At 37.0% G+C, this 23,614-nt stretch carries 24 protein-coding genes and 1 pseudogene; 16 read left to right on the top strand and 9 right to left on the bottom strand.

The window, feature by feature from the left end:
• Positions 1–55: 55 nt before the first annotated feature.
• The gene (locus C1A05_RS01255) at positions 56–1,096 is read left to right on the top strand and encodes a peptidylprolyl isomerase (RefSeq protein WP_159461955.1); all 1,041 of its coding nucleotides are present in this window, start codon (positions 56–58) and stop codon (positions 1,094–1,096) included.
• Between the two features lie 55 nt (positions 1,097–1,151).
• Here the strand turns inward: C1A05_RS01255 and C1A05_RS01250 are convergent, their stop codons facing one another.
• Both C1A05_RS01250 and C1A05_RS01245 read right to left on the bottom strand, forming a co-directional pair.
• Complete coding sequence (locus tag C1A05_RS01250) at positions 1,152–2,087, bottom strand: L-threonine 3-dehydrogenase (protein ID WP_102026354.1); 936 nt, start codon at positions 2,085–2,087, stop codon at positions 1,152–1,154.
• Between the two features lie 30 nt (positions 2,088–2,117).
• Entirely contained in the window at positions 2,118–3,311 is a 1,194-nt protein-coding gene (locus C1A05_RS01245; protein ID WP_102026353.1) for a glycine C-acetyltransferase, read from the bottom strand.
• 291 nt (positions 3,312–3,602) lie between these two features.
• On the opposite strand from C1A05_RS01245, the gene C1A05_RS01240 reads away from it, so the two are divergent.
• From C1A05_RS01240 to C1A05_RS01210, 8 genes and pseudogenes are all read left to right on the top strand, one after another.
• Positions 3,603–3,848: a stage VI sporulation protein F gene (locus C1A05_RS01240; protein WP_102026352.1), complete on the top strand. Its 246-nt coding sequence runs from the start codon at positions 3,603–3,605 to the stop codon at positions 3,846–3,848.
• A gap of 98 nt (positions 3,849–3,946) precedes the next feature.
• Complete coding sequence (locus C1A05_RS18470) at positions 3,947–4,057, top strand: RAxF-45 family protein (protein WP_304528539.1); 111 nt, start codon at positions 3,947–3,949, stop codon at positions 4,055–4,057.
• Between the two features lie 172 nt (positions 4,058–4,229).
• A pseudogene (gene abc-f, locus C1A05_RS01235) lies at positions 4,230–5,810 on the top strand (ribosomal protection-like ABC-F family protein); the annotation flags it as partial.
• A gap of 224 nt (positions 5,811–6,034) precedes the next feature.
• Positions 6,035–6,718 carry a CPBP family intramembrane glutamic endopeptidase gene (locus C1A05_RS01230; protein ID WP_200816456.1) on the top strand — a complete coding sequence of 228 codons (684 nt, stop codon included), beginning with the start codon at positions 6,035–6,037 and terminating at the stop codon, positions 6,716–6,718.
• Between the two features lie 183 nt (positions 6,719–6,901).
• Positions 6,902–8,077 (top strand): methionine gamma-lyase, encoded by a 1,176-nt coding sequence (gene megL, locus C1A05_RS01225; protein WP_102026350.1) that lies wholly within the window; start codon positions 6,902–6,904, stop codon positions 8,075–8,077.
• Between the two features lie 30 nt (positions 8,078–8,107).
• On the top strand, positions 8,108–8,926 hold the full coding sequence (locus tag C1A05_RS01220; protein ID WP_102026704.1) for a VanW family protein: 819 nt from the start codon (positions 8,108–8,110) through the stop codon (positions 8,924–8,926).
• Positions 8,927–9,040: 114 nt separating this feature from the next.
• Positions 9,041–9,967: an EamA family transporter RarD gene (rarD, locus tag C1A05_RS01215; protein ID WP_102026349.1), complete on the top strand. Its 927-nt coding sequence runs from the start codon at positions 9,041–9,043 to the stop codon at positions 9,965–9,967.
• 123 nt (positions 9,968–10,090) lie between these two features.
• On the top strand, positions 10,091–11,626 hold the full coding sequence (locus tag C1A05_RS01210) for an FAD-dependent oxidoreductase (RefSeq protein WP_102026348.1): 1,536 nt from the start codon (positions 10,091–10,093) through the stop codon (positions 11,624–11,626).
• A 34-nt stretch (positions 11,627–11,660) separates the two neighbouring features.
• On the opposite strand, the gene C1A05_RS01205 is transcribed toward C1A05_RS01210, so the two are convergent.
• On the bottom strand, positions 11,661–12,524 hold the full coding sequence (locus tag C1A05_RS01205; protein ID WP_102026347.1) for a DUF421 domain-containing protein: 864 nt from the start codon (positions 12,522–12,524) through the stop codon (positions 11,661–11,663).
• 76 nt (positions 12,525–12,600) lie between these two features.
• On the opposite strand from C1A05_RS01205, the gene C1A05_RS01200 reads away from it, so the two are divergent.
• Positions 12,601–13,005 (top strand): DUF4363 family protein, encoded by a 405-nt coding sequence (locus tag C1A05_RS01200; protein WP_102026346.1) that lies wholly within the window; start codon positions 12,601–12,603, stop codon positions 13,003–13,005.
• Positions 13,006–13,104: 99 nt separating this feature from the next.
• Here the strand turns inward: C1A05_RS01200 and C1A05_RS01195 are convergent, their stop codons facing one another.
• The 3 genes from C1A05_RS01195 to C1A05_RS01185 form a co-directional block, all read right to left on the bottom strand.
• Complete coding sequence (locus C1A05_RS01195; protein ID WP_102026345.1) at positions 13,105–13,311, bottom strand: DUF1657 domain-containing protein; 207 nt, start codon at positions 13,309–13,311, stop codon at positions 13,105–13,107.
• A gap of 83 nt (positions 13,312–13,394) precedes the next feature.
• Positions 13,395–14,285: an NAD(P)/FAD-dependent oxidoreductase gene (locus C1A05_RS01190; protein WP_102026344.1), complete on the bottom strand. Its 891-nt coding sequence runs from the start codon at positions 14,283–14,285 to the stop codon at positions 13,395–13,397.
• 194 nt (positions 14,286–14,479) lie between these two features.
• Complete coding sequence (locus C1A05_RS01185; RefSeq protein WP_102026343.1) at positions 14,480–14,680, bottom strand: cold-shock protein; 201 nt, start codon at positions 14,678–14,680, stop codon at positions 14,480–14,482.
• A 347-nt stretch (positions 14,681–15,027) separates the two neighbouring features.
• Between C1A05_RS01185 and C1A05_RS01180 the strand changes: the two genes are divergently transcribed.
• The 6 genes from C1A05_RS01180 to C1A05_RS17910 all read left to right on the top strand — a co-directional run bounded on the left by C1A05_RS01180 (position 15,028) and on the right by C1A05_RS17910 (position 19,734).
• Positions 15,028–15,894 carry a cell division protein FtsZ gene (locus tag C1A05_RS01180; protein WP_102026342.1) on the top strand — a complete coding sequence of 289 codons (867 nt, stop codon included), beginning with the start codon at positions 15,028–15,030 and terminating at the stop codon, positions 15,892–15,894.
• A gap of 254 nt (positions 15,895–16,148) precedes the next feature.
• Complete coding sequence (locus tag C1A05_RS01175; RefSeq protein ID WP_159461954.1) at positions 16,149–17,057, top strand: DUF4097 family beta strand repeat-containing protein; 909 nt, start codon at positions 16,149–16,151, stop codon at positions 17,055–17,057.
• A 354-nt stretch (positions 17,058–17,411) separates the two neighbouring features.
• On the top strand, positions 17,412–18,296 hold the full coding sequence (locus C1A05_RS01170) for an SGNH/GDSL hydrolase family protein (RefSeq protein ID WP_102026340.1): 885 nt from the start codon (positions 17,412–17,414) through the stop codon (positions 18,294–18,296).
• 40 nt (positions 18,297–18,336) lie between these two features.
• A complete protein-coding gene (locus C1A05_RS01165; protein ID WP_102026339.1) occupies positions 18,337–18,960 on the top strand; it encodes a YpmS family protein in 624 nt (207 codons plus the stop codon).
• A 131-nt stretch (positions 18,961–19,091) separates the two neighbouring features.
• Positions 19,092–19,460 carry a hypothetical protein gene (locus C1A05_RS01160; protein ID WP_102026338.1) on the top strand — a complete coding sequence of 123 codons (369 nt, stop codon included), beginning with the start codon at positions 19,092–19,094 and terminating at the stop codon, positions 19,458–19,460.
• A gap of 106 nt (positions 19,461–19,566) precedes the next feature.
• Complete coding sequence (locus C1A05_RS17910; protein ID WP_159461953.1) at positions 19,567–19,734, top strand: hypothetical protein; 168 nt, start codon at positions 19,567–19,569, stop codon at positions 19,732–19,734.
• 68 nt (positions 19,735–19,802) lie between these two features.
• On the opposite strand, the gene treC is transcribed toward C1A05_RS17910, so the two are convergent.
• Genes treC through C1A05_RS01145 form a run of 3 tightly spaced genes read right to left on the bottom strand, consistent with a single transcriptional unit; the run spans position 19,803 to position 23,451 of the window.
• Positions 19,803–21,482, bottom strand: a complete 1,680-nt coding sequence (treC, locus tag C1A05_RS01155) for an alpha,alpha-phosphotrehalase (RefSeq protein ID WP_102026337.1) — start codon at positions 21,480–21,482, stop codon at positions 19,803–19,805.
• A gap of 16 nt (positions 21,483–21,498) precedes the next feature.
• A complete protein-coding gene (treP, locus tag C1A05_RS01150) occupies positions 21,499–22,911 on the bottom strand; it encodes a PTS system trehalose-specific EIIBC component (RefSeq protein WP_102026336.1) in 1,413 nt (470 codons plus the stop codon).
• A 45-nt stretch (positions 22,912–22,956) separates the two neighbouring features.
• Positions 22,957–23,451 (bottom strand): PTS sugar transporter subunit IIA, encoded by a 495-nt coding sequence (locus C1A05_RS01145; RefSeq protein WP_102026335.1) that lies wholly within the window; start codon positions 23,449–23,451, stop codon positions 22,957–22,959.
• Positions 23,452–23,614: the final 163 nt, after the last annotated feature.

Raw genomic sequence — 23,614 nt, 5'->3', positions numbered from 1 at the left:
GAACATGGTTCGAAGGCTAAATGTTGTAAACTTATACAGAATGGAGTTCGATTCTATGATGAAGAGATTTACTTTATTATTATCTATTTTTGCTGTTTTTACTATCCTAACAGCATGCTCAGATGATGAGGAGAAGGATAAAGAGAAAGAACAAGAACAAGCAATGAACCAAATAGAGTTTCCCGAATTTGATAAAAGCGCATATGTAGATATTGAAACGATTGCGGAGTATGATGGAGGAACAATCTCCGGTGAGGATTTTGCTAATCATGTGGCTGTTACTGCTTTCATGAATCCTTATGCTCCTGTTGAGGATAAAAGCTATCTGAATCAAGAGCTACAGTTCTTAGTTATGCAGCGCGTAGTAACCAAAGAGGTGAAAGACAATACGTGGGCTCAAGAGCAAGCAGATATTTTATGGGAGCAAATTGTACAAACCTTTGACGAGGAAACGAGAGAAAAAGGGTACGAAACACTAGGCATTTCAGAAGAAGATGTGAAACAATACGCTCTGAACTATTACTTAGTTCAAGATTATTTTAATGATGATATAACCGACGAAGAGATCGAGCAATTTTACGAGAAAGCAAAAGGTAGTCTAACTACTGCTACGTTCCGTCATATTCTTGTAAACACACACACTGCTAGTGCAGAGGGTGGTCTAGAAGAGGTTCGTTCCGAGGAAGAAGCTCAAAAAATCATCGATGAAATTCAAGCAAAATTGGATGAAGGTGTATCACTAGAAGAGCTTGCCGATGAATATAATGAAGACCCAGGTAGTAAAGAAACTTCTGGTCTATATGAGAATATGGCTGTGCGTTCATTAGAGCAAAACTTTGCAGCTGCTGTTTTAGACCAAGAAATTGGTGTTATTGGCGAACCAGTAAAAACAGCTTATGGTTACCATATCATTCAAGTAGATGCGCGTGACGTTGTACCATTAGAAGATGTAAGAGATCAAGTAATCCAACAAATCGCTTATCAAAAAACAAACGACTATTTAACTCGGAAAGTTCCAACTTTGATTCGTTCTGTAGACGAAAGCATTAAAGCTACTGATAATAAAGAAGAAGAAAAAGAAACAAACGAAGAATAAAATGAAAACACCTTAATTATTCGTGTAGAAGCGAATAATTAAGGTGTTTTTTGCCTTAACTTAATTTCGATAACATATCCTTCGTCATACTACATAAATCATACTTCGGTTTAAAGCCCCACTCTTCTTTTGCTGCTGTTGCATCAATAGCATTCGGCCAGCTATCTGCAATCGCTTGTCGGATTGGATCCACATTATAGGATAACGTAAACGCTGGAATATGCTTCTTAATTTCCTCTTCAAAATGTTCTGGCGCAACGCTCATCGCCGTCACATTAAATGCATTCCGGTGTTTTAATTTATTCGGGTCTGCTTCCATCAGTTGAATAATCGCATCCAAAGCATCTGGCATATACATCATATCCATATACGTACCTTCTTGAATGTAGGAGGTATAGGCTTGCCTTTTCACCGCTTCATAATAAATTTCAACAGCATAGTCGGTAGTACCACCACCCGGGAGTGTTACATATGAGATTAAACCTGGAAACCGTACCCCTCTCGTATCCACTCCAAACTTATGATAATAATAGTCACAAAGTAGCTCACCAGATACCTTGTTCACTCCATACATCGTAGTAGGTCGTTGAATCGTGTCTTGCGGTGTCTGATCCTTTGGTGTAGAAGGTCCAAAAGCACCAATAGAACTTGGTGTAAAAAACTGTGTATTTAGCTCTCTAGACACTTCTAGTGCATTTACGAGTCCACCCATATTTAAATTCCATGCGAAAAACGGATTACTCTCTGCCTTCGCGGATAATAATGCAGCCAGATGCATGATCGTATCTACTTCGTATTTTTTCGCAATTTCACTCATTAACTTTCCATCGGTTACATCTAGCAATTCAAATGGACCACTTTCTACGACTTCACTATCTATTTTACGAATATCTGTAGCGATTACATTACTCGCCCCATACTCTTCCCGAAGCTTTGTGACTAGTTCCGAACCAATTTGTCCTAAAGCACCTGTTACTAAAATTCGTTTCATCGCAATCCCTCCCGCACGAGCTCATTCTGTTTACTTAATTAACCCTAGCTCTTTTCCTACTTTTTCATAAATACCAATTGCTTGATCGAGCATTTCCTTCGTATGAGCTGCAGTTGGCATGTTACGCACACGTCCTGTCCCTTGAGGCACAGTCGGGAAAACGATGGATTTCGCATAAACTCCCTCTTCCACAAGCCGCTTACTAAATTGCTGTGTAAGCTTTTCTTCCCCAATAATAACCGGGGTAATTGGTGTTTCACTATTACCAATATCATAACCAAGGCCCTTTAATCCTTTTTTCAAGTACTCACTGTTTTCCCACATTTTATTTTGTAGTTCTGTACTTTCCGTTAAAATGTCGATTGCCTTTGCACTCGCAGCAGCATCAGCCGGTGTCACTGCAGTGGAGAATAAAAATGGTCGGCTACGTACCTTTAGCCAATCAATAAGCTTCTGTTTCCCCGCGACATAACCACCAATAACCCCAATCGCTTTCGATAAGGTTCCCATTTGCATGTCTACTTTATCTTGTAATCCAAAGTGTTTGACGGTTCCAGCGCCTTTACCTAATACACCTGAACCATGTGCATCATCAACATAAACAATTAAATCAAATTCTTCAGCAATCTCTACAATTTCAGGTAGCTTTGCAACATCTCCATCCATAGAGAATACACCATCAGTAATAACCATTATTTTATTATATTGGCCAGACTCGACTGCTTCCTTAGCTTTCAAACGTAAGTCATCCATATCAGAGTGATTGAAACGAATAATTTTTGCGCGAGATAGACGACACCCATCAATAATGGATGCATGATTTAATTCATCGGAAAGAATCGCATCATTTTTATCCATTACAGCAGAAATAGCTGCCATATTGCAGTTAAAGCCAGATTGATAAGCAATTGCAGCCTCTGTGCCTTTAAATGCCGCAAGCTTTTTCTCTAACTCAATATGAAGATCTAAAGTTCCATTGATGGTCCGAACAGCCCCTGCACCAACACCATGGGATTTTACCGCTTCTATTGCAACTTCCTTTAGTCGCTCATCCGTCGCTAATCCTAAATAGTTGTTAGACGATAAATTGATTAATTCTTGACCATTAATCGTAATAACTGGACCATTCGCTCCCTGTACAGGATCAATCTCGTTATACAGTCCCTTACTTTGTAAATCCTCGATATTCTCCGTCAAAAATGCATCAAGCTTTTTACTAGTCATTCCAAACACTCCTTTTTTTGATTTATATATATTTCAAGGGAACACAAATGTTCACCTCATATGCACATACACATGATGCAAAACCTATTACTTAAAGGATATTCTACCATAACTATGAAATATGTTCACTTCATAAAGACATATTTATTACGTTTATTTGCAATATGTTCTAGTATTCCACGAATGTATCATTTTAGTGCTTATCTTCCCATTAACCTACTCCTCCTCAAACAGATTGAATACAGTGACTATGAGTATGTTATGTCATCGATTAAGAAAGGAGTGACAGAAATGGATAGAAACCTGCTAGATAACATAGAAAAATCAACAGGGGTAAAAACAGAAGAAATAATGAAAGTTGTAAAATCCTTTCAAAACGCTAATTTTAGTGATGAAAAAACAGTTCGAAATGTAATAAGGAATGTTGCGAAGGTAGCCAACAAACCTGTATCCAAACAATTGGAAAACAAACTAGTAGATGCAATTGTGAGGAAAAACATCCCAAGCCTAGACCAAATTAAGAAAAACTTCAGATAAATAATTCCTATTCCACCCAAGTGGTAATGCATCCTTTTCTTTCCAAGTCCATGATGATGTGCTATACTATTACTAAATTACGATGAGGAGGGATTTAGATGATGAACACATGTGCGCACGCTCTTGATACAAATTGCTTGTATTTTTATCGTGCGATTACTCATGATTTTACTGCTAACGGGATACGTATGCCCTTTTTTAGCAACTAAATCATGAACATGTGTTGGATCTCTAAATCCTTATTACGGTAAATAAAGAGAATTACGTGATAGATCCACACTATTTTAGTGTGGATCTTTCTATATTTAAGCGTATTTTTGCCTAGGGTAAGTAGATCTTTCCCTAGGCTTTTTTATTAAGATGGAATCGGAGGAAGAATCAATGTTAATTACGTTAAAGGAAGCAAAAAAGATTTATGGTGGAGATATCATTTTTGAAAACATTACGTTTGAAATGAAGGAGAAAGAACGAATTGGCTTAGTTGGACGGAACGGAAGTGGGAAAACAACCATTTTTAAGCTACTAACAAAGCTAGAATCGTTAGATAGTGGACAATTATTTATTAAAAAGGATGTGAAAGTAGGCTACCTCGCTCAGATTCCATCCTTTGAAGGTAGTGTTCTACAATTTCTTCAATCTAGCTTTAAAGAGCTTACGCAAATAAAGGTCCGTATGTCTCAATTGGAACAAAAGATGCAAGACCCAAACCATTTTGAAAAAGCCTTACAGCAATATGGAGAGGTTCAAGAGCAATTCGCTCGATTAGGGGGCTATGAAATGGATTCCAAAATGGAAAGGGTAGCAAATGGATTGTCCATACATCCCTTGCTTACCTCTTCATTTTCAACTCTTAGTGGAGGAGAAAAGACAAAGGTTGGGCTTGCAAAGGTATTATTAGAAGAGCCTGAAGTTCTTTTATTAGATGAACCGACAAACCATCTCGACTTACATGCGATTGAATGGTTGGAGCAATACATTAAGGAATATCACGGGGCTTGTTGCATTATTTCTCATGACCGTTACTTTTTAGATCGAGTTGTCAACAAAATTGCCGATTTAGAGTCCGGAGAAATCACTTTATATACTGGCAATTATTCGACCTTTGTAAAGCAAAAGGAAGAAAAATTGCTCGCAGAATTTAAAGCATATCAAGAACAAGAGAAGAAAATAAAAAAGATGAAAGAAACAATTAAACGATTAAAAGAGTGGGCTAACCAAGCGAATCCACCAAATGAAGGACTGCACAAACGGGCTAGAAGTATGGAAAAGGCTCTAGAAAGAATGGAAAAAATCGATAAGCCTATAATGGATCCAAAGAAGATGAATTTAGCTTTTACTAGTGACAAACGAAGTGGTAAAGATGTAGTACGATTAGAACAGGTTTCCAAAACGTTTGGTGAGCATCTCGTCTTATCGGAATTAGACTTACACATACGATACAAAGACCGCCTTGCTATTGTAGGTCCAAACGGAAGTGGCAAATCTACCTTACTAAAAATCATAATGGGTGAAATCCCCCCATCTTCTGGTAATGTCGTAACAGGAACACAGCTACAAATCGGTTATTTGTCTCAGCACGCTTTACAAGAGGTGGATGCAAATACAAAAGTAATGGATTACTTCCGAGAACATATCCGTGTCACAGAAGGTCAAGCACGAGAAATTTTAGCTCGATTCATGTTTTATGGTTATTCCGTTTTTCATAAAATTAGTCAATTAAGTGGTGGAGAGCGTATGCGACTAAAGCTTGCCGTCTTTATGCACCAAAATATCAATCTACTCATCTTAGACGAACCAACGAACCATCTAGACGTAGACTCACAAGAAGTATTGGAGGATGCGATTGAGAAGTTTAACGGCACCGTTCTTTGCGTATCCCACGACCGCTACTTCTTAAACCAGTGCTTCCAGGAAACAGCCTACCTGTCAAATGGCAAGCTGGAGCGGTTTTATGGAAATTATGATGAAACAAAGGACAACATGAGTAGTTAAAGGGTAAATACAGGTTTTAAAAAATCCGAACGAAGGAATCCGTTTCATCCACACCTTCGTTCGGATTTTACTTTTCTCTCTTTGCATATGTTACTGAATTCGATTTATTCGTCATGAACACAAGGTTGCCCAGCAATAGAAATTGTAATTGCACATTTATTCGAATAACCTTATATTAATACTAGGTGATTCATTTGAATAAAAAACACATAACAACCATTGTTTGCTTAGCGATTATTAGTTGTATTCTTATGTTTGTGATAGAGCAAGTTTTACAAACCACGTATTTTGTAAAAACTCTAGCCAAAATCTTTGTATTTCTTTTTATTCCAATCGCATATATTCGCTTTGTTTTAAAAGAGAATATTCTAGATTTCTTAAATGTAAAGCACGTGGACTTGAAACGATTACGATTAGGCTTTCTTTTTGGGATTGCCGCAATTGTCATTGTTATTACGACCTTTCTACTTCTACAAGACTACATAAATACAGATGACATCATATCTGATTTAAAGACTCGCTTACATATTACTCCTGAAATTTATCTGTTTATTGCAGCTTACATCACATTTGGAAATTCATTGCTAGAGGAGTTTTACTTTCGTGGATTTATTTTCCTAAATATCTATCAAACCAATTACAAGTGGTTTGCTTATCTTTTTTCTGCTGCCTTGTTTGCAGTGTATCATGTTGCTATTTTTGCAACATGGTTTAATAGATGGCTAATTCTATTAGCTCTCGTTGGCTTGTTTATCGTTGGTATTATTTTTAACTGGCTAAATACAAAATCGAACAACTTTTTAAACTCCTGGCTCTTACATATCTTAGCGGATATCGCAGTTGTTTCTATTGGATATTATTTATTCCAAGCTTCTTGAATAATAAGGGCGTCCTTATGTTTGGCGTTTGGATATTTTATTACTTAGATCTCGTTCCACTATATTTTTTGTAGGAGCTTGGGTTTGTATTGCAGCGCCCCATTTAGAAAGCGCTTTCATTTGTGTGTCAAATAACATAAGATATTAGTAGGGACATATTTTAAATTACGGGAGGTCGATACGATGAAACAAAAATTTGACACTATGGTCATTCACGGTGGTTATGATTCCAAGGAACACTTAGGGAGCCTCACTACTCCGTTATATCAAACTTCTACATTTACTTTTGACTCTGCAGAACTTGGGGAGCTGCGCTTTGCTGGTGAAGAAGATGGCTTTATTTATTCACGTTTAGGAAATCCTACTGTAAAAGTGTTAGAAGAACGTATTGCACAGCTAGAGGGTGGAGAAGCAGGGCTTGCATTTAGTTCTGGTATGGCTGCAGTATCCGCAATATTAGTCGCATTAACAAAAATGAATGATCACATTATCTGCTCTCAAGGAATCTATGGCTGTACATTTGGCCTTTTATCCTTAATGAAAGAAAAGTATAACATTCAAACCGATTTTAGTGAGATGCGAAGTGAAAAAGAAATACGCTCTTTAATCAAACCCGAAACGGCTTGCATTTATATGGAAACACCTATAAATCCAACAATGAGATTAATAGATTTAGAGCTAGTCGCACGTGTTGCAAAAGAGCATAACATACCTGTTATTGTGGATAATACTTTTTCTTCCCCTTACTTACAACAACCGTTAAAACACGGGTGCGATCTCGTCATTCATAGTGCAACAAAATACATTGGGGGACATGGAGATGTGGTAGCCGGATTAGTTGTAGGCAAGAAGGATTTTCTATCTCAAGTTGCCATCACAACTCAAAAGGATATTGGTGGCATTTTATCACCGTTTGATGCTTGGTTATTGCTAAGAGGCTTAAAAACGTTATCCGTACGACTGGATCGTCATTCCTCTAATGCTAACAAAATTGTAGAAAGACTTAAAAACCATCCAAATGTTGCGAATGTATATTACCCAGGTGATGCGGAGCACGAAGACTATTACATTACGAAAAAACAAATGAGGCAAGGCGGTGGATTGATATCATTTGAAATTAAAGGAAATAAAAAGGATGCGCAAAAGGTATTAAATGCATTACAATTTGTAAAAATTGCAGTTAGCTTAGGCGATGCGGAAACATTGATTCAGCACCCAGCTTCGATGACACATGCCGTTGTACCAGAGCAAGCACGTCACAAGATGGGAATTACCGATTCTCTTTTACGATTATCCGTGGGCTTAGAGGATTGGGAGGATATTTGGGATGATATAGAGAAAGCATTAAACATTCTATAGTCCTATAGGAGGAAGAGGTACATGGAATGGATTCGAAGTTTAGCACTTAAGCCGAAGAAGCGCTCCAAGCTACGTGGCTTCCTAGGAATTCAATATTATCGACTAAAACGCTATACCGAATGGTTAACTACTAGTAAAACCTATTCTAGGAAAATAGCCGAACAACCATTACCCTACGTATATTTCACCCACCAGACTCCTCTTTATCGTAGGTTAAAGGATGTTGAAATGTGGTACCAAGAAAACAAAGTACAGAATTTAAACATTGCCATTAAACCGTTAAATGGAATCATCCTACAGCCTGGAGAAACATTCTCTTACTGGCGACTAATTGGAAAACCAACCAAAAGAAAAGGATATGTGGATGGAATGCTTTTATATTATGGTAGCTTTAAGCCAGGGGTTGGCGGCGGACTATGTCAATTATCCAATCTAATTTACTGGATAACCCTGCACACACCTTTAACAGTTACCGAGCGACACCGACATAGTTATGACGTTTTTCCGGATGCCAATCGCAAGCAACCATTTGGAAGTGGTGCCACATGTGCTTATAATTTCTTAGATTTACAGATTCAAAATAATACAGACCATCCATATCAACTACAACTCTATTTAACGGATACACATTTAGTTGGCGAATGGAGAGTATCTACTCCGCCCATTACATCTTATGAGGTTTACGAGAAAGATCAAAAATTTACATTTGAGCATTGGGGTGGCTATATTAGACATAACACCATCTACCGAAAAGTATTTAATTCCCAAAATGAACAAATTGATGATGAATACATTACGGAAAATCATGCACTTATGATGTATGAGCCCCTATTAGAGAACGAAAGCTGAACACTTTAAGTGTTCGGCTTTTTTTAAATTATAGGCACAACTAGTGACAGACAACCCCTAGCAGGATTATAATTGTTTTTATTATTTAGATATAAATAGAATTGGGGAATAGGAATGAAACGGGATGAAATGAAAATAGGTATTATGTATACAGCCTCTGCATATTTACTCTGGGGGTTTCTTCCAATATTTTGGAAGCAAGTAGATCACATATCTGCAGGTCAAATATTGGCCCATCGAATTGTTTGGTCCTTTATTTTTATGCTTATGCTGTTGATCTTCACGAAAAATTGGACTCGTTTTATACAAGAGTGCAAACGCATTATGAAAGCAAGGAAAAAATTAATTGGTATTACTGCTGCATCGTTACTCATTAGTCTGAACTGGTTAATTTTTATTATTGCCGTTAATGATGGACACGTGCTACAAGCAAGCTTAGGATACTACATCAATCCATTAGTAAGTATTCTACTTGGTGTTCTCTTTCTAAAAGAAAAACTTACGCTATGGCAAATAGTCGCAACTGCATTAGCAGCAATCGGCGTTATTTATATGACATGGCAAGCAGGTGTATTCCCATTGCTATCTATTATTCTAGCATTCACTTTTGGACTATATGGTCTGTTAAAAAAATTAGTCCCTTTGAATTCGATGTTTGGTATAACAATTGAAACTATGATTGTGACACCAATTGCACTCCTGTTTCTCGTGCAAACGAATATAGGTAATTTTCATACGATTGACGTTCTATCAAGTACAACCGGATTACTATTACTGTCCGGTATTGTAACTGCAGTACCACTTCTGTTATTTGGTGCTGGAGCAACCAAAATTCCATTATCGATGGTTGGATTCCTACAATACATTGCACCAAGTCTCATGTTAGTTCTAGGCGTTGTGCTTTATCATGAACCATTCACGCATGACCACTTCGTTACGTTCTCGTTCATTTGGGCAGCATGTGTTGTGTATACATTGTCGCGTACAAAGTTATTTGTTCGAGCGGAAATGAAGTTGATTCCGAAAAAGAAAGCTGTTTAAAGACACGGGTCTCACTCCCGTGTCTTTTTTTTCATATGGACACTTATATCTCCATCACTCCCATGTATGTATTCCTGTGATTAGGAAAATATTAGTAAGGAATACATATAAGGAGGCTATGGTATGGAAAATTCAAATCAAGCGATGCCTACATACCCAAAATCGTATTGGCGAGACTCGGTAGACTTACCAACCTTTGATGCTCTAGATAAAGATATCACTGCTGATGTCACAATTGTTGGAGGCGGAATTACAGGTATCACAACTGCATATTTGCTACAAAAGGAAGGCTTTAAAGTCGTTTTAATAGAAGCAGGACGTATTTTAAAAGGAACTACTGGACATACCACAGCGAAAATTACTGCCCAACATGACATAATTTATAATGAATTTATTCAACACCTTGGAAAAGAGCAAGCAAGAGCCTATTATGATGCCAATATGGAAGCAAAACAGTTTATCAGCAAAATCATAAAGGAAAATGGAATCGAATGTGATTTTAAAGAACAGGATGCCATTATATACTCGACAACAGAACAATCCCTTAACACCTTAAAGACAGAGCAAGAAGCCTATGAGAAATTAGGGATTGAGCATGAGTTTTTAGATGATATTCCTATTGAAAGCATAAAAGCGAATGGTGCACTCGTCATGAAAAACCAAGCACAATTCCATCCGCTTCACTATTTAAAGCATCTTTTAGATACATTTTTGAAGGATGGCGGAACGGTTTATGAAAACACAACAGCCATTGACGTAGAGGAAGCATTAAAGCCAAAGGTGATTACATTAAACAAAAATAAAATAGAGAGTCATTACGTCATTTCTTGCTCCCATTTTCCTTTTTATGACTTTAAGGGTGGGTACTTTGCTCGAATGAAGGTGGACCGCTCCTATGTAATTGGTATAAAGCCGAAAGAGCCCTTCCCTGGTGGAATGTACTTAAGCGCCGATCAGCCAACCCATTCTTTACGTTCTGTAACAGTAGATGGTGAAGAAATTGTTTTAGTAAGTGGAGAAGGCCATAAAACCGGCCATGAGAAAGATACATTGAAGCATTATGAGGCACTGGAGCGTTTTGCCAAAGAAACGATTGGTGTAGAACAATTTTTATATCGTTGGTCCGCCCAAGACTTAACAACCTTAGACAAAGTTCCGTATATTGGCCGAATCAAATCGAATGACTCCTCCATATATGTAGCTACAGGCTTTCGAAAGTGGGGAATGACATCAAGCACAGTTGCAGCTTTATTATTTAGAGATATTTTGATGAAGAAAGATAATTCATATCGAACGTTATATGACCCAGCCCGCTTTCATGCTGACCCTAGTATCAGGCAGTTTATCGGTCAAAACCTAGATGTAGCAGGACATTTCATTAAAGGGAAAATCTTCTTGCCGAATAAAGAAGTGCAGGAATTAAAGCCAGGTGAAGGCTCGGTCGTACAAGTGAACGGCAAACGGGCTGGAGCATATGTTGATGAAGAAGGAAAGCTACATGTAGTAGATACTACTTGTACCCATATGGGCTGTGAATTAGAGTGGAACAATGGTGAACATTCCTGGGATTGCCCATGCCATGGATCCCGCTTCTCTATTGATGGGGAGGTCATGGAAGGTCCAGCAGAAAGACCACTCGATAAAATTGACCTTGAATAATAAAAAGGAAGCTGCATTCGAATGCAGCTTCCTTTCATTTTAACAGTGGATTTAACGTATTAATTAAATCCTGTAGTTGTTTTGACTGCTCATAATAGAGCTGTTTTGCTTCTTTATCCTTCGTTTGCAATGCAAAGCCTTCTAAGTCCGCTTGTATTTTCCTCAATTGGGCTGCTAGCAATGGTTTTGCAGGTATGTTTTGAGGGTCCTCCGAATCATCCACGTATAAATCTACATAAACATTACCTTTAGAGTCAATTTGGGCAAGAAACACATCTTTAAAATCACTTGCTCCTTGCTTATTAATTTCCCCTAATAGCCATTCTTTTGTATAACCATATTTTTTCACGTTTTTCTCGATTAATTTACCATCTATAATTACTAATTGAGGCCGATGCTCATCTTCAACTAATAACCCTAACGTTTGTGGAGTTATCGGTTGATTAGCTGCTTTTTGCATGACACTTACTTGTCCGTCCGTTTCTAGCACAGCAAGTTCTACGTCCGCCAGCTTAAATGCATTTTTTTCTCTAAGTTTTGTCATAAGGTCATCAAAGGTGAAACGTACTTTTTTCAAATTTTCCTCTAGCACTTTTCCATTTTCGATTAAAACCGTCGGGCTACCTTCCGCAAGTTCGCGAAACCCAAATGATTTCAAGGTTATGTAGCTCACAATTAGTAAAAACACAGACCAATATATTAGACCATAGACTCCATTTAAAATCTTTGTGTTTTCATCTAATGTTATGGTGCCTGCCAAGTTCCCTATTGTTATGCCTACAACATAATCAAAAAACGTGAACTGGGCAATTTGCTTCTTCCCCATTATTCGGGCCAAAACAAATAATACGATAAAAGCTATTAATGCTCGAACGAATATCAATAAATACTCTGGCATACGCACTACCTCCCATACATACTTTTTCCAAATTAGAAGAAAATATGAGTAGCAAAAAAGTAGGAGGAGCAAATTTATGAAAAGGATAGGAATACGTTTTATGGTGTTCATGTTGGTATTCATACTTTCTGCATGTTCTGCTAATAAGGAAACGGTTACAAGCTTTCATGATTCCTTCAAAAATATGGAAGAATCCATGGTCAGCCCTGCGGATTGGGGCGAATTAGAAAAAGAAGCAAATAAGATAAGAAAGAAATATGAGGATCATTTATGGAAGATGCAACTATTAGGAAACAAAATTGAATACGGCTCTTTAAAGCATGAAATAAGTAAATTAAAAGCAGCTATTCTATCCAAGGACGAAGCACAAGTTTCCATACATCTAGCGACTATAAATTCTTATTTATCCTCAATCTTCAACTACGATCCAGATAATCCACCGGACGAGGGAAAGAAAAAGGAAAAGAAAAAAGAATCCTAAAGCCATAGAAGAGAAGCAGGCTCATAAAAAATCCAAACCAATACAAATTCTTACCGGAAGAAGATGTGATGGTTTGGATTTTCGTTATTTTATATATATTTAAAACCCTTTATATTCTGGTTCCTCTTGCTCAATTTGAGTAACACGTGGCTCTAAGCTTTGTACGATTGCTTTCGCTTGCTGTGCTGCGCTATCATACATTTGCTTTGCTTGTTTATCTTGTGTTTGCAAAGCAAATTGTTCTAAGCTCGCTTGTGCACTTTTTAAGCCTGCAAGCGTTTGTTTTACTTGAGCAGATACTGTCATATTTTATCCCTCCATAAAGAGAAGTAAGGTACATGATTATTATTTGTAAAGAACCCCCATCTATTTACGAAGATCATTGTAAGTTATTGTAAACTTTTATGAATCCAAATCGCTGCCTGTGATCCTTCACCTAACGCGATGGTTACTTGTTCCGAATGGGCTACTACATCCCCTGCCGCCCATACATGTTTGACATTCGTCATTTTCGTTCTTGGATCGGTAACGATATGTTTGTTTTCCAACCGCTCTACACCAAGTTGCTTTGCTAGGTCCGATTCCACTTTATTTCCTCCAAATGCAACAAATCCACGCTCTCCTCTTATTTCTTCACCACTTTCAAGTGTCACCCCTTGAAAAAGGTTATCTTCAATCTGCACTTCATTTATAGGTTCTGTGCGATACTGAATGTTGTGTTGGGCCAATTTTCTGCAATTATCTTCTGATATAGGTTTTTGTTCATGATTGATATAGGTTAGTTCCGTTGTCCAGTAGGTTAACGTTAAAGCCATGTTCGCCCCAACGTCACCAGAACCCATAACAATTGTTTTTTTATCCTTTACTTCATATCCATCACAATCAGGACAAACATATACGGACGTACCAAGTGTAGGTTCTACTTGTTTAAAAATCGGAATACGGTCCATAATTCCTGTTGCTAACAATAAACGCTTAGCAGAAAAACGATTCCCCTTTTTAGTGGTTAATTGAAAGGTTTCTTCATTCGGATTAATATGCTCCACTTTATCGATATGAAATTGCACACCCAATACTTCCGCCTGTTTTTTTCCTATTTGACGAAGTTCCAAGCCACTAACTCCATCAGGGTATCCCAATATATTATGATAGCTCCTACAAATGGTAGACCTTCCAAAATCCGCATCAATTACAAGAACACGATGCTTATATCTACCTAATTGGATAGCAGCTTGAATCCCAGCAAATCCTCCACCAATAATAATGCAATCATATATCATGTAAACCAATCCCTTGATGTTCTATTTATGTTTCATCGGGATACTCCTTATATACAGGAAAAGGTTCTAACGATATTTCGCTAGAACCTTTCTATCCTACTTTAATAGGTTATCCATTAAAGTCGATAAGTTAAACTAACCATTGCTGTTGGAAGGGGATGATCCCCTTCTTTTCGGAAGTTTCCCTATATCTGTTACATCCTCTTTACATTTGCTGCTTGAGGACCTTTTTGTCCATCTTCCACATCAAAGCTTACTGTTTGTCCCTCTTCTAAGGTTTTAAAACCATCACCTTCAATTGCAGAGTAATGAACAAATACATCATCTGAACCTTCTACTTCAATAAAACCATAACCTTTTTCTGCGTTAAACCATTTTACCGTTCCAGTTGCCATTTTATTCCTCCTGAATCTTTGCTAAATGTGATACGTAATTTGTATCACTACACTTATAATATGTGTACAAATGACAAATCACATTCAAGGATTCCAAAAAATATTTTAAATTTCTCTTAAATTTATGTAAAATCAACAAGATTATTTGTTAGTTAATCTGTCAAAATTTATCATCCACAAGAACGGAAACCCTCCATATAAGGAATTATTACGAAAAAATATGTTTTTCTACAAAACAAGTCAAGCCAAAAGGACATTTAGTGACAAGCTTTTTAATTGCTATTCGTTATAATCACTACAACGATGTTATTGGGGTTAGAAAAGTATAAAGAGAAGTGGTGATTAATGTGGGAAAAAACGTCCAAATATGGAACATAAAGCATGCCGATTATGAAAATCAATGTCATTTAGTCAATGAAATGGAACGAGATGATATATGCTTTTACCGTTTCATTGGGGGAAATTCTAGTGAAACAGAGGATTTCATACACCACTTAGACGAATTAAAGGAAAAGAAATGTCTTTTACTCGGTATTTTTCGGTTTCCATTTCGCTTTGAAGGTAAAAAACGGATGCAAACCGCGATTCATCAATATTATTGGATGAAAGAAATCTGTGATTCGGTTATTTTCTTTCATGGGGATGGTATGTTAGAAAGCATAGATACAACTACTTCCTTCGTTAATGCTAATGAGATTTTTGAGTCATACGAAAATAAAGCTGTTAAGTCTTTAGAGGACATGCTCTGTGAAACTGGTGTGATGAATATAGATGCACAAGATGTTAAAACCTTTATAAAAGGAATAAAAGGTCCACTCTTTCTTCATACGATTGATGGGGACTCCTTTGATGAGCCATTAAAATACTTAATCTCTGCACCGTATTTACCTGATAATTATACCGATGGCAAGCAAATGATTATGAATATTGGGTATACAAAGGAAGTACATATGGAGGCATTTAAAAATATTAATCTCCGCTTAAACGATATGTTTCATAAAGCTGATTTAGTGAAATTGGGTACTTATTTAATGAATGAGCCTGGGAATCGCTTTCGCATTACAATGCTTGTGAATGGAATCGATGACCCATTTCCACAACCGGAAAATTTCAAATCCACTCATTCTTCCCCTTTTTGGATCAAACGAAAATGGGAATTGATGTTAAAGAAAGGGAAGAATATAAAGCTATTTTCTTCAAGTAAAAATGCATAAACGTTAAAAATAATTACCAAATCGAAACGAAGTACATGGAGTTCTGTCCGACTCCATGCCTTTTTTTATGGTGCAAAAATTCCTAGATGGACCTCTTATGATTCTGCCAAACGGAATAAAGCAAGATACTAATTAATTACGTTTAGAAATCCGTCTGGAGACTTAGATAAAAATACTTTTTCAGCCTAGTTTTCCTTTTGTCCAAGAAACGGTATGATTATAGTAGTAAGATAACAGGAAAGGGAGGCAACAACTTGAAATTAACAGAAAAGTTTAAATTTGATGAAGAGAAGACTTTAGACGGATCACAAATTGAAACGATACATATTGATACAAGTAGTACAGATGTAACGATAAAACCATCTACCAATGACCAAGTCATCGTCCATTACTATGGCCATGGGAATGATAAAGGAATAGAAGGAAATGATTTTACCATCCAGCAACAGGCATCTGCATTATCCATCATGATAAAGCAAATACCAATGATTCGATTTGGAATTGTATTTATTGATGCACACCTTGATGTCCTTTTGCCCCCAAAACTTTTTAAACAATTACATATGAAAACCTCTAGTGGGGATATTCACCTAAATCAAATCAATTGCGAACAAGTGAAGCTTGAAGCTACCTCTGGAGAAATTGAGGCAATACATATAAATAGCAATCGCTTATCCATAAATACTACTTCCGGAGATATCGACCTTCAAGAAGGAAAAAGCAAGCAGCTCTCTCTTCGGACAACATCTGGTGAAATATCGGTTGAGAATGTTTTTAGTCAAGACCTTTCAGCTCAGTCTACTTCTGGGGATATTGAATTGAATCACTTCATAGGAGAAAACATAACTTTAAAGGCGACATCAGGTGAAATAAAAGGAACGTACATAATCGGAAATGTACAAGCAAACACATCCTCTGGAGATGTGGATTTCTACTTTAAAGAAATAAGTCCACAAACATTTATTCATACATCAAGTGGCGATGTTACTGTAAGAACCGAGCAAAATCCATCCATTCGATTATCTTTTTCAACAAGCTCTGGTGAATTTACAGATGAGAACGGAAATACATTCGAGCAAAAGAAATTTCAAAAGGTATATGGTCGTGGAGAACATTCATTATCTGTGAAAACAAGCTCAGGTGATTTTGAATTTGATATGTAGATGACCGAAAAAACGACATAAATTTACTTGTTGCCTCGAAGATTATTTAATAATGGATTCTGTTTTTGCTTTTAAGGAAAAAGATGAAAAAGCTTTAGAATATTTTAGTTCCCTATAAATGACCAAATACTACAATCTGTAAATAAAGACTCGCCACTTGGCGAGTTTTCTTTCATTTCCATTCTTCTCGAAACTTTTGAGGTCGAAATAGGATAAATTTACTGTCTTTTATCATATGTTATAAATAAATGGTGGTAATGTGTATCATAATTATGAAACAATTATCTTAAACTATATTTATGAAAAAGATCAAAGCAGTACGTTCTAGCCCCCATCATAAAAGGTGTGATTTCTATGAAAAAAGGAATATTTTTATCTTTATTCATACTGATTTTAATAACATTCACCATGTCTTTTCTCGTAATAAGTGATGATAATTCGAACACAAACGGAGAGCGTATACTTTCTAATAATAAAGAAGAAACAACTAGTCAAAAAGAGACATCAGATAAAGAAAACGCAAAAGAAAAAATCACAGATGCTGTCACAGAAGTGGTAGAACATGCGAAAATATTTATCGAAAACGGCAACCTGCATATTACAGCTATTGGGGATTCGTTAACACAAGGGTTAGGTGACGAGTCTGGCGGTGGCTATTTAAAAGTAATTGAAAACTATTTATCCGAAAACGCTCAAACAGATTATACAATCGATAATTTTGGCAAAGTCGGTAATCGCTCAGATCAGCTGTTGGAAAGAATGAACCAAAAGGAAATTACAGATTCTATTAAAAAAGCGGATGTGGTTTTCATTACAATTGGCGCAAATGACATTATGAAGATTACAAAAGAAAATATTCTATCCCTTAGCTATGACGATTTTACAGTTGAACAGAAAGCGTATCAGGATCGATTAACACGTATCTTTCGTAACATCCGTGAGAAAAATCCATATGCTCATATTTATTTAATTGGACTTTATAACCCTTTTGAGGAGTACTTTGGAGATATACCAGAGCTTGAGCGAATCATTGATGATTGGAACTGGATCGGTCAGATGGTTGTAAAAGCCCAACAAGGCGCAACCTTTGTCCCAATCAAGAATTTATTTCAGGATAAAAGCAAACAGTTATTATCGGAGGACAATTTCCATCCAAATGAAAAGGGGTATCAGTTAATAGGCGAGCAAGTGTTGGACTATCTCTTAAAAGGATTTGGTCAGACTGAAGGAGAGGAATAACTCATCAGTTTTTAGAATGAAATGGGATAGGGGATACGACATGGAGAACAAACTCAAACAGAAAAATAAATGGAAAATACTTTTTTTGGGCCTACTTGGTTTAAATATTGTCATAATTATTTGGCTCGCTATGCTCATTTTTCTCCCTCTATCTGTTGATGATTATAAAGGAGCAACATCAAAAACAGGTGAAGAGGTTGCGCAATTTACCATTTCCTCCTCGAGAGATAACTTAAATAAGTTGGTGAATACGTATTTAGAGGAGCTATCAAAGCTAACCGATATAGAATATACGGTTACGATAGATGACTATGTTACGCTTATCGGTACAATCGTCGCATTTGATCGGGATATTCCATTAACTGCACGTTTTTCCCCTGAGGTTCAAAAAAATGGTGATCTACAGCTAAATATTGAATCGATTTCGTTAGGTCGAATGGAGCTTCCTAATAAAAAGGTATTAGAATATGTTAAGAAAAACTATACGATTCCGAAATGGGTAATGGTTAACCCTGCTGATGAAAGCATTTATGTAGCGGTTACACAAATGGAAATGCGAAGTAATTTTAACGTTCGTGTAGAAAGCTTTAATTTGAAAAAGGATGATTTAGCATTTCGAATCACTGTTCCAAATAAGGCATTTGATTTTAGAAAAGCCTTTTAACTAGCACTCTTGAGAGTGCTTTTTTACGTTAATCGACAAATTTCTTAAAATAATGATAGGATTTTCCTAGTTTTTCGATTAAAATAAAGGTGTCTATATATGCATTACTACGAAAGAGAGGGAATGAGAATATGTTGCAAAAGTGGGGTAAAGGTGGCACAGCAATTGTAGCTGCTACGCTATTATTTTTTATTTCATTATTTTTACCATGGGTTGAGGTAAGCTTTTTCGGATCTATTTCTGAAAATGGTTGGCAGCAATTAGGCTTCCTAGTATTGATTCTTTATGCATATCCTTTATATGCTACACTAGCAGAAAAGCCTATGAACCCAATGCTAGGACTTGTTAGCTCCATCATCGGTGTTGCATTAATGTTTGTTTTCCTATTTTCAAACAACGATGAATTATTCGGGAACTATTCTAGCACAGGCTTATACATTGGACTAGTCGCAACAATCATTTTGGTTGTTGGTGTATTCCTTAAAAACAAAGAAGCTTAAGTTTCAACTTAGCGATAATAAAAAACCTTCCGTTAACGGAAGGTTTTTTATTATGCTTACAATAGCTCATACTAAGGTTATATCCTACATTTATGGAGGTATCCAAATGGAAATTAAGCATGCCATGGCATATACAACAATCGCTATGAAAAAGTTAGGCTATAGCAAAAGAGAAATGGAAAGTATAACAAATACAATGCTAGAGGAATTCCAACAATTAGAAATAGAACAGGTCGAATCAATAGCAGATCACATATTATACGAAGAGGACTAAAAAGAGGATATGCCTGTCATTCGCCTTTATTCGACACAATTCGGGGAGTGACAGGCACCCAACACAAGCTACAAATAGTAAACAACAGACTCATAAGGTCTTAACTGAATACGATCTAAGTTTTTCTGCGAGTCTTTGTAGTTAGATAGGAGTATGTCTGGCTCCGTCTTTGTAAACGGAAGCTCGTTAGGTAAGGTAACGTCGATATGGCATCGATAAAAATTATTAAGTACCAATAACGATTCTGTCTTATTCCTTCGTAAATAGGCAAAGATGTGGGGATGGTCTTCAAATAGTAATGTATAATCACCCGTTGTAATTACATCGTATTGTTTGCGAAGCTCGATTAACTTTTTATAATGATAAAAAATCGAATCTTTATCTTGGAGGGCTCGTTCTGCATTAATTTCCTTATAATTGCGTGCTACATCAATCCAAGGTGTCCCCTTTGTAAAACCTGCATGCTCTTCACTATTCCACTGAACCGGAGTTCTTGCATTGTCACGGGACTTCTGTTTTAATATCTCCATTATTTCGTCATCGGTCATTCCTTCTTCTTTTTTCATACGATATATATTTAACGATTCCACATCACGATAGGCTTCGATCTTATTAAAATTCGGATTTGTCATCCCAAACTCTTCGCCTTGGTAAATATACGGTGTCCCTTGCATCATGTGAATGGTCGTTGCTAGCATTTTTGCCGACTCTTTATAATATTGCCCTTCATCCCCAAAACGAGAAACAACCCTTGGCTGGTCATGGTTACACCAAAATAGTGCATTCCATCCTCCGCCATCATGCATTTCCTTTTGCCAGGTTGAAAGTATCCTTTTTAACTCAAGAAAATCAAAATCTGCCTTCACCCATTTTTCACCGTTCGGATAGTCCACCTTTAAATGATGAAAGTTAAAGGTCATACTAAGCTCATTACGGTCTGGTCTTGTGTATTTAATACAGTTGTCAATCGTTGTGGAGGACATTTCTCCAACGGTTAGTATCTCGTTATGCCTTTGAAAAACCTCTCGATTCATTTCCTGTAAGTACGTATGAATTTTCGGTCCATCGGTATAGAACTTCCTTCCATCACCAGGGGGATTTGAACCATCATCATTAGGAAAACGTTGATCCTTTGAGATTAAGTTAATTACGTCGAGGCGAAAGCCATCAACCCCTTTGTTAAGCCAAAAATTCATCATGTTATATACTTCTTCTCGGACTGTATCATTCTCCCAATTTAAATCTGCCTGTGTGACATCAAAGAGATGGAGATAATATTGTCCTGTATTTTCATCAAACTCCCAAGCGGATCCCCCAAACTTAGACTTCCAATTGGTAGGGGGATTGCCCTTTGCTCCATCCTTCCAAATGTAAAAGTCCCGATAAGCATTATCTTTTGATGCCCTGGATTCCAAAAACCAATCATGATCGGTGGACGTATGATTTACGACAATATCCATTATGATTTTAATATCTCGTTGATGGGCTTCATCAAGCAGCTTATTAAAATCCTCCATCGTTCCGTATTCTTCTTGTATTGAATAATAATCACTAATATCATAGCCATTATCGTTTTGTGGAGATTTGTAAATCGGAGTTAGCCATATTACATCAATGCCTAACTCCTTTACATAATCCAATTTGGATAGGATTCCTTGTAGGTCACCAACCCCGTTTCCAGTTGTGTCTTTAAAGCTTTTCGGATAGATTTGATAAACAACTGCCTTTTTCCACCATGGGATATTCACGTTTTTCAACCCCTTTTTAAACTTCAGTACCTCTACGTTTTGCAAATACAAAGGTTAAAAGAAATGGAACGACAATCGCAATGGCCATTCCGATAAAGAACGGAATATATTTCTCAGGTAAAATCGATAAAAACCCAGGCACTCCTCCTACACCAACCGAAGATGCACGCACTTGCTGGGTGGCGATAAATAAACCAGCAGCGGCAGAACCTATGAGCGCACAATAAAACGGGTATTTTAATCTTAAATTCACACCGAACATTGCTGGTTCTGTTATACCAAGCCAAGCAGAGACCCAAGATGTGTAGGATAAACCTTTAAATTTTTCATTTTTACTAGCTAGTGCAATCGCTAATGTTGCAGACCCTTGTGCAATATTGGAAAGAGCAAGGATAGGCCATAAAAATGTACTACCGGTGCTTCCGATTAATTGAATATCTACAGCTAAGAATGTATGGTGCATTCCTGTAACAACTAAGACAGCATATAACCCTCCGTAAATAAGGCCACCTAACAATGCAAAGTTATCAAATATGGAGACAAGCCCATCTGTAATCCAATTTCCAATTGCAAACATGACTGGTCCAATCAAAATAAACGATAAAAAACCAGTAATAAGTAATGTTATTGGAGCTACTAACAATAGCTGAAAAGCATCTGGTACCTTATTTTTAAGAAATATTTCTGTTTTTGCTAATACATAAGAGGCAAATAGTACAGGTAGTACTTGTCCTTGATACCCTATTTTTTGTACCTCAAAGCCAAATAAATCCCAAACTGGAATTGTACCTTCCTTTAACGCTTCTCCGTACGCCCAAGCATTTAATAAATCTGGATGTACGAGAATTAAGCCAAGCACAATGCCGAGTAACGGATTTCCACCAAACCGCTTAACCGCTGACCATCCAATTAAAGCGGGAAGGAAGGTGAATGCTGTATTTGCGATGATGTTAATCATATCTGCAATTCCAGCCCATTCCGGATGAACTTGAATAAAGGATTGGTCATCGTAGAAAATATCAGGGTTTGCTAATATATTGTTGATTCCCATTAATAAACCTGCCGTAACAATCGCAGGCAGAATCGGAATAAAAATATCTGCTAATGTCTTAATTGCTTTTTGAAGGGGGTTTTGTTTTTCCGCTGTTTTCGCTTTTACCTCTTCTTTCGTAGCTCTACCCGTACCCGTTTGTTTAATAAACTCATCGTACACCTTATCTACAGTGCCTTGGCCAATTACAATTTGAAATTGCCCATTGGATGAAAAAGACCCCTTCACCAGGTCAACTTGTTCGAGGCGATCCTTTTGAACTTGCCCCTCATCTTTTAGCCCTAATCGTAGTCGAGTTACACAATGAGTAGCAACGTCAACATTGTCCTTACCACCTATCGCTTCAATTATTTCCTTTGTCTGTTTTTCTAAATCCATAAACTGCTTACCTCCCTCTAAAAAATTTGAGGTTACTAAAACAGGTTACTTTACTTTTATACTCATTATTTCTGTACGACCACCTTGTACATCCTTTTCCGTTTCCACTGTTACGTCGACAAGATCATTGTTTGTAATTACAATAGGAGTAATACTGTCGTTCGCTTTTTCCTTCACTAACGCTAAATCAAATGTAACAAGTGGATCTCCTACCTTTACTTTTGATCCTTGTTGAACATGTGCTTCAAAGCCTTCCCCTTGCATTCCTACTGTTTCCAACCCTATGTGTATCAATATTTCGACTCCAGTTTTTCCTTTTAAACCAACTGCATGCTTCGTCGGAAATACTTGCAAAACCTCACCGTCCACTGGAGACACTACATTCCCATTAACAGGAATAATAGCAACTCCATCTCCCATCATTTTCTGTGAGAAGGTTGGGTCTGGAACTTGCTCTATGTTTACTAATTTGCCATCAACTACAGCATATATGATTTCTTCTGTTGGCTTATGTTGTTTTCCAAATAGCTTTTTTAACATAGAATCCCCTCCTTTCAAAGGTTTGTACAATTCGGTTACTCTATCCTTTAATTTCTACTGAAACCACTCCATTTATCCAAGGTTTGCTTGGAACACGTCGATAACGTGTTGAAACCTTATCAACCGTAAGCAAAAAAAGATGCGTCCTATACGCATCTTTAAT

Source organism: Salirhabdus sp. Marseille-P4669, assembly GCF_900240405.1.
Classification (GTDB): Bacteria; Bacillota; Bacilli; order Bacillales; family Alkalibacillaceae; genus OEQK01.
Note: the sequence above shows the minus strand (reverse complement) of the source record. Positions and strands in the feature narration are given on the sequence as shown.

Coding starts and splice junctions, on each gene's coding strand:
- C1A05_RS17910 (WP_159461953.1), top strand. CDS start 19,567: ATGGAAATTAAGCATGCCATGGCATATACAACAATCGCTATGAAAAAG.
- treP (WP_102026336.1), bottom strand. CDS start 22,911: ATGGATTTAGAAAAACAGACAAAGGAAATAATTGAAGCGATAGGTGGT.
- C1A05_RS01250 (WP_102026354.1), bottom strand. CDS start 2,087: ATGAAACGAATTTTAGTAACAGGTGCTTTAGGACAAATTGGTTCGGAA.
- C1A05_RS01240 (WP_102026352.1), top strand. CDS start 3,603: ATGGATAGAAACCTGCTAGATAACATAGAAAAATCAACAGGGGTAAAA.
- C1A05_RS18470 (WP_304528539.1), top strand. CDS start 3,947: ATGATGAACACATGTGCGCACGCTCTTGATACAAATTGCTTGTATTTT.
- C1A05_RS01245 (WP_102026353.1), bottom strand. CDS start 3,311: ATGACTAGTAAAAAGCTTGATGCATTTTTGACGGAGAATATCGAGGAT.
- C1A05_RS01190 (WP_102026344.1), bottom strand. CDS start 14,285: ATGATATATGATTGCATTATTATTGGTGGAGGATTTGCTGGGATTCAA.
- C1A05_RS01255 (WP_159461955.1), top strand. CDS start 56: ATGATGAAGAGATTTACTTTATTATTATCTATTTTTGCTGTTTTTACT.
- C1A05_RS01210 (WP_102026348.1), top strand. CDS start 10,091: ATGGAAAATTCAAATCAAGCGATGCCTACATACCCAAAATCGTATTGG.
- megL (WP_102026350.1), top strand. CDS start 6,902: ATGAAACAAAAATTTGACACTATGGTCATTCACGGTGGTTATGATTCC.
- C1A05_RS01145 (WP_102026335.1), bottom strand. CDS start 23,451: ATGTTAAAAAAGCTATTTGGAAAACAACATAAGCCAACAGAAGAAATC.
- C1A05_RS01185 (WP_102026343.1), bottom strand. CDS start 14,680: ATGGCAACTGGAACGGTAAAATGGTTTAACGCAGAAAAAGGTTATGGT.
- C1A05_RS01160 (WP_102026338.1), top strand. CDS start 19,092: ATGTTGCAAAAGTGGGGTAAAGGTGGCACAGCAATTGTAGCTGCTACG.
- C1A05_RS01205 (WP_102026347.1), bottom strand. CDS start 12,524: ATGCCAGAGTATTTATTGATATTCGTTCGAGCATTAATAGCTTTTATC.
- C1A05_RS01195 (WP_102026345.1), bottom strand. CDS start 13,311: ATGACAGTATCTGCTCAAGTAAAACAAACGCTTGCAGGCTTAAAAAGT.
- C1A05_RS01165 (WP_102026339.1), top strand. CDS start 18,337: ATGGAGAACAAACTCAAACAGAAAAATAAATGGAAAATACTTTTTTTG.
- C1A05_RS01170 (WP_102026340.1), top strand. CDS start 17,412: ATGAAAAAAGGAATATTTTTATCTTTATTCATACTGATTTTAATAACA.
- C1A05_RS01200 (WP_102026346.1), top strand. CDS start 12,601: ATGAAAAGGATAGGAATACGTTTTATGGTGTTCATGTTGGTATTCATA.
- rarD (WP_102026349.1), top strand. CDS start 9,041: ATGAAACGGGATGAAATGAAAATAGGTATTATGTATACAGCCTCTGCA.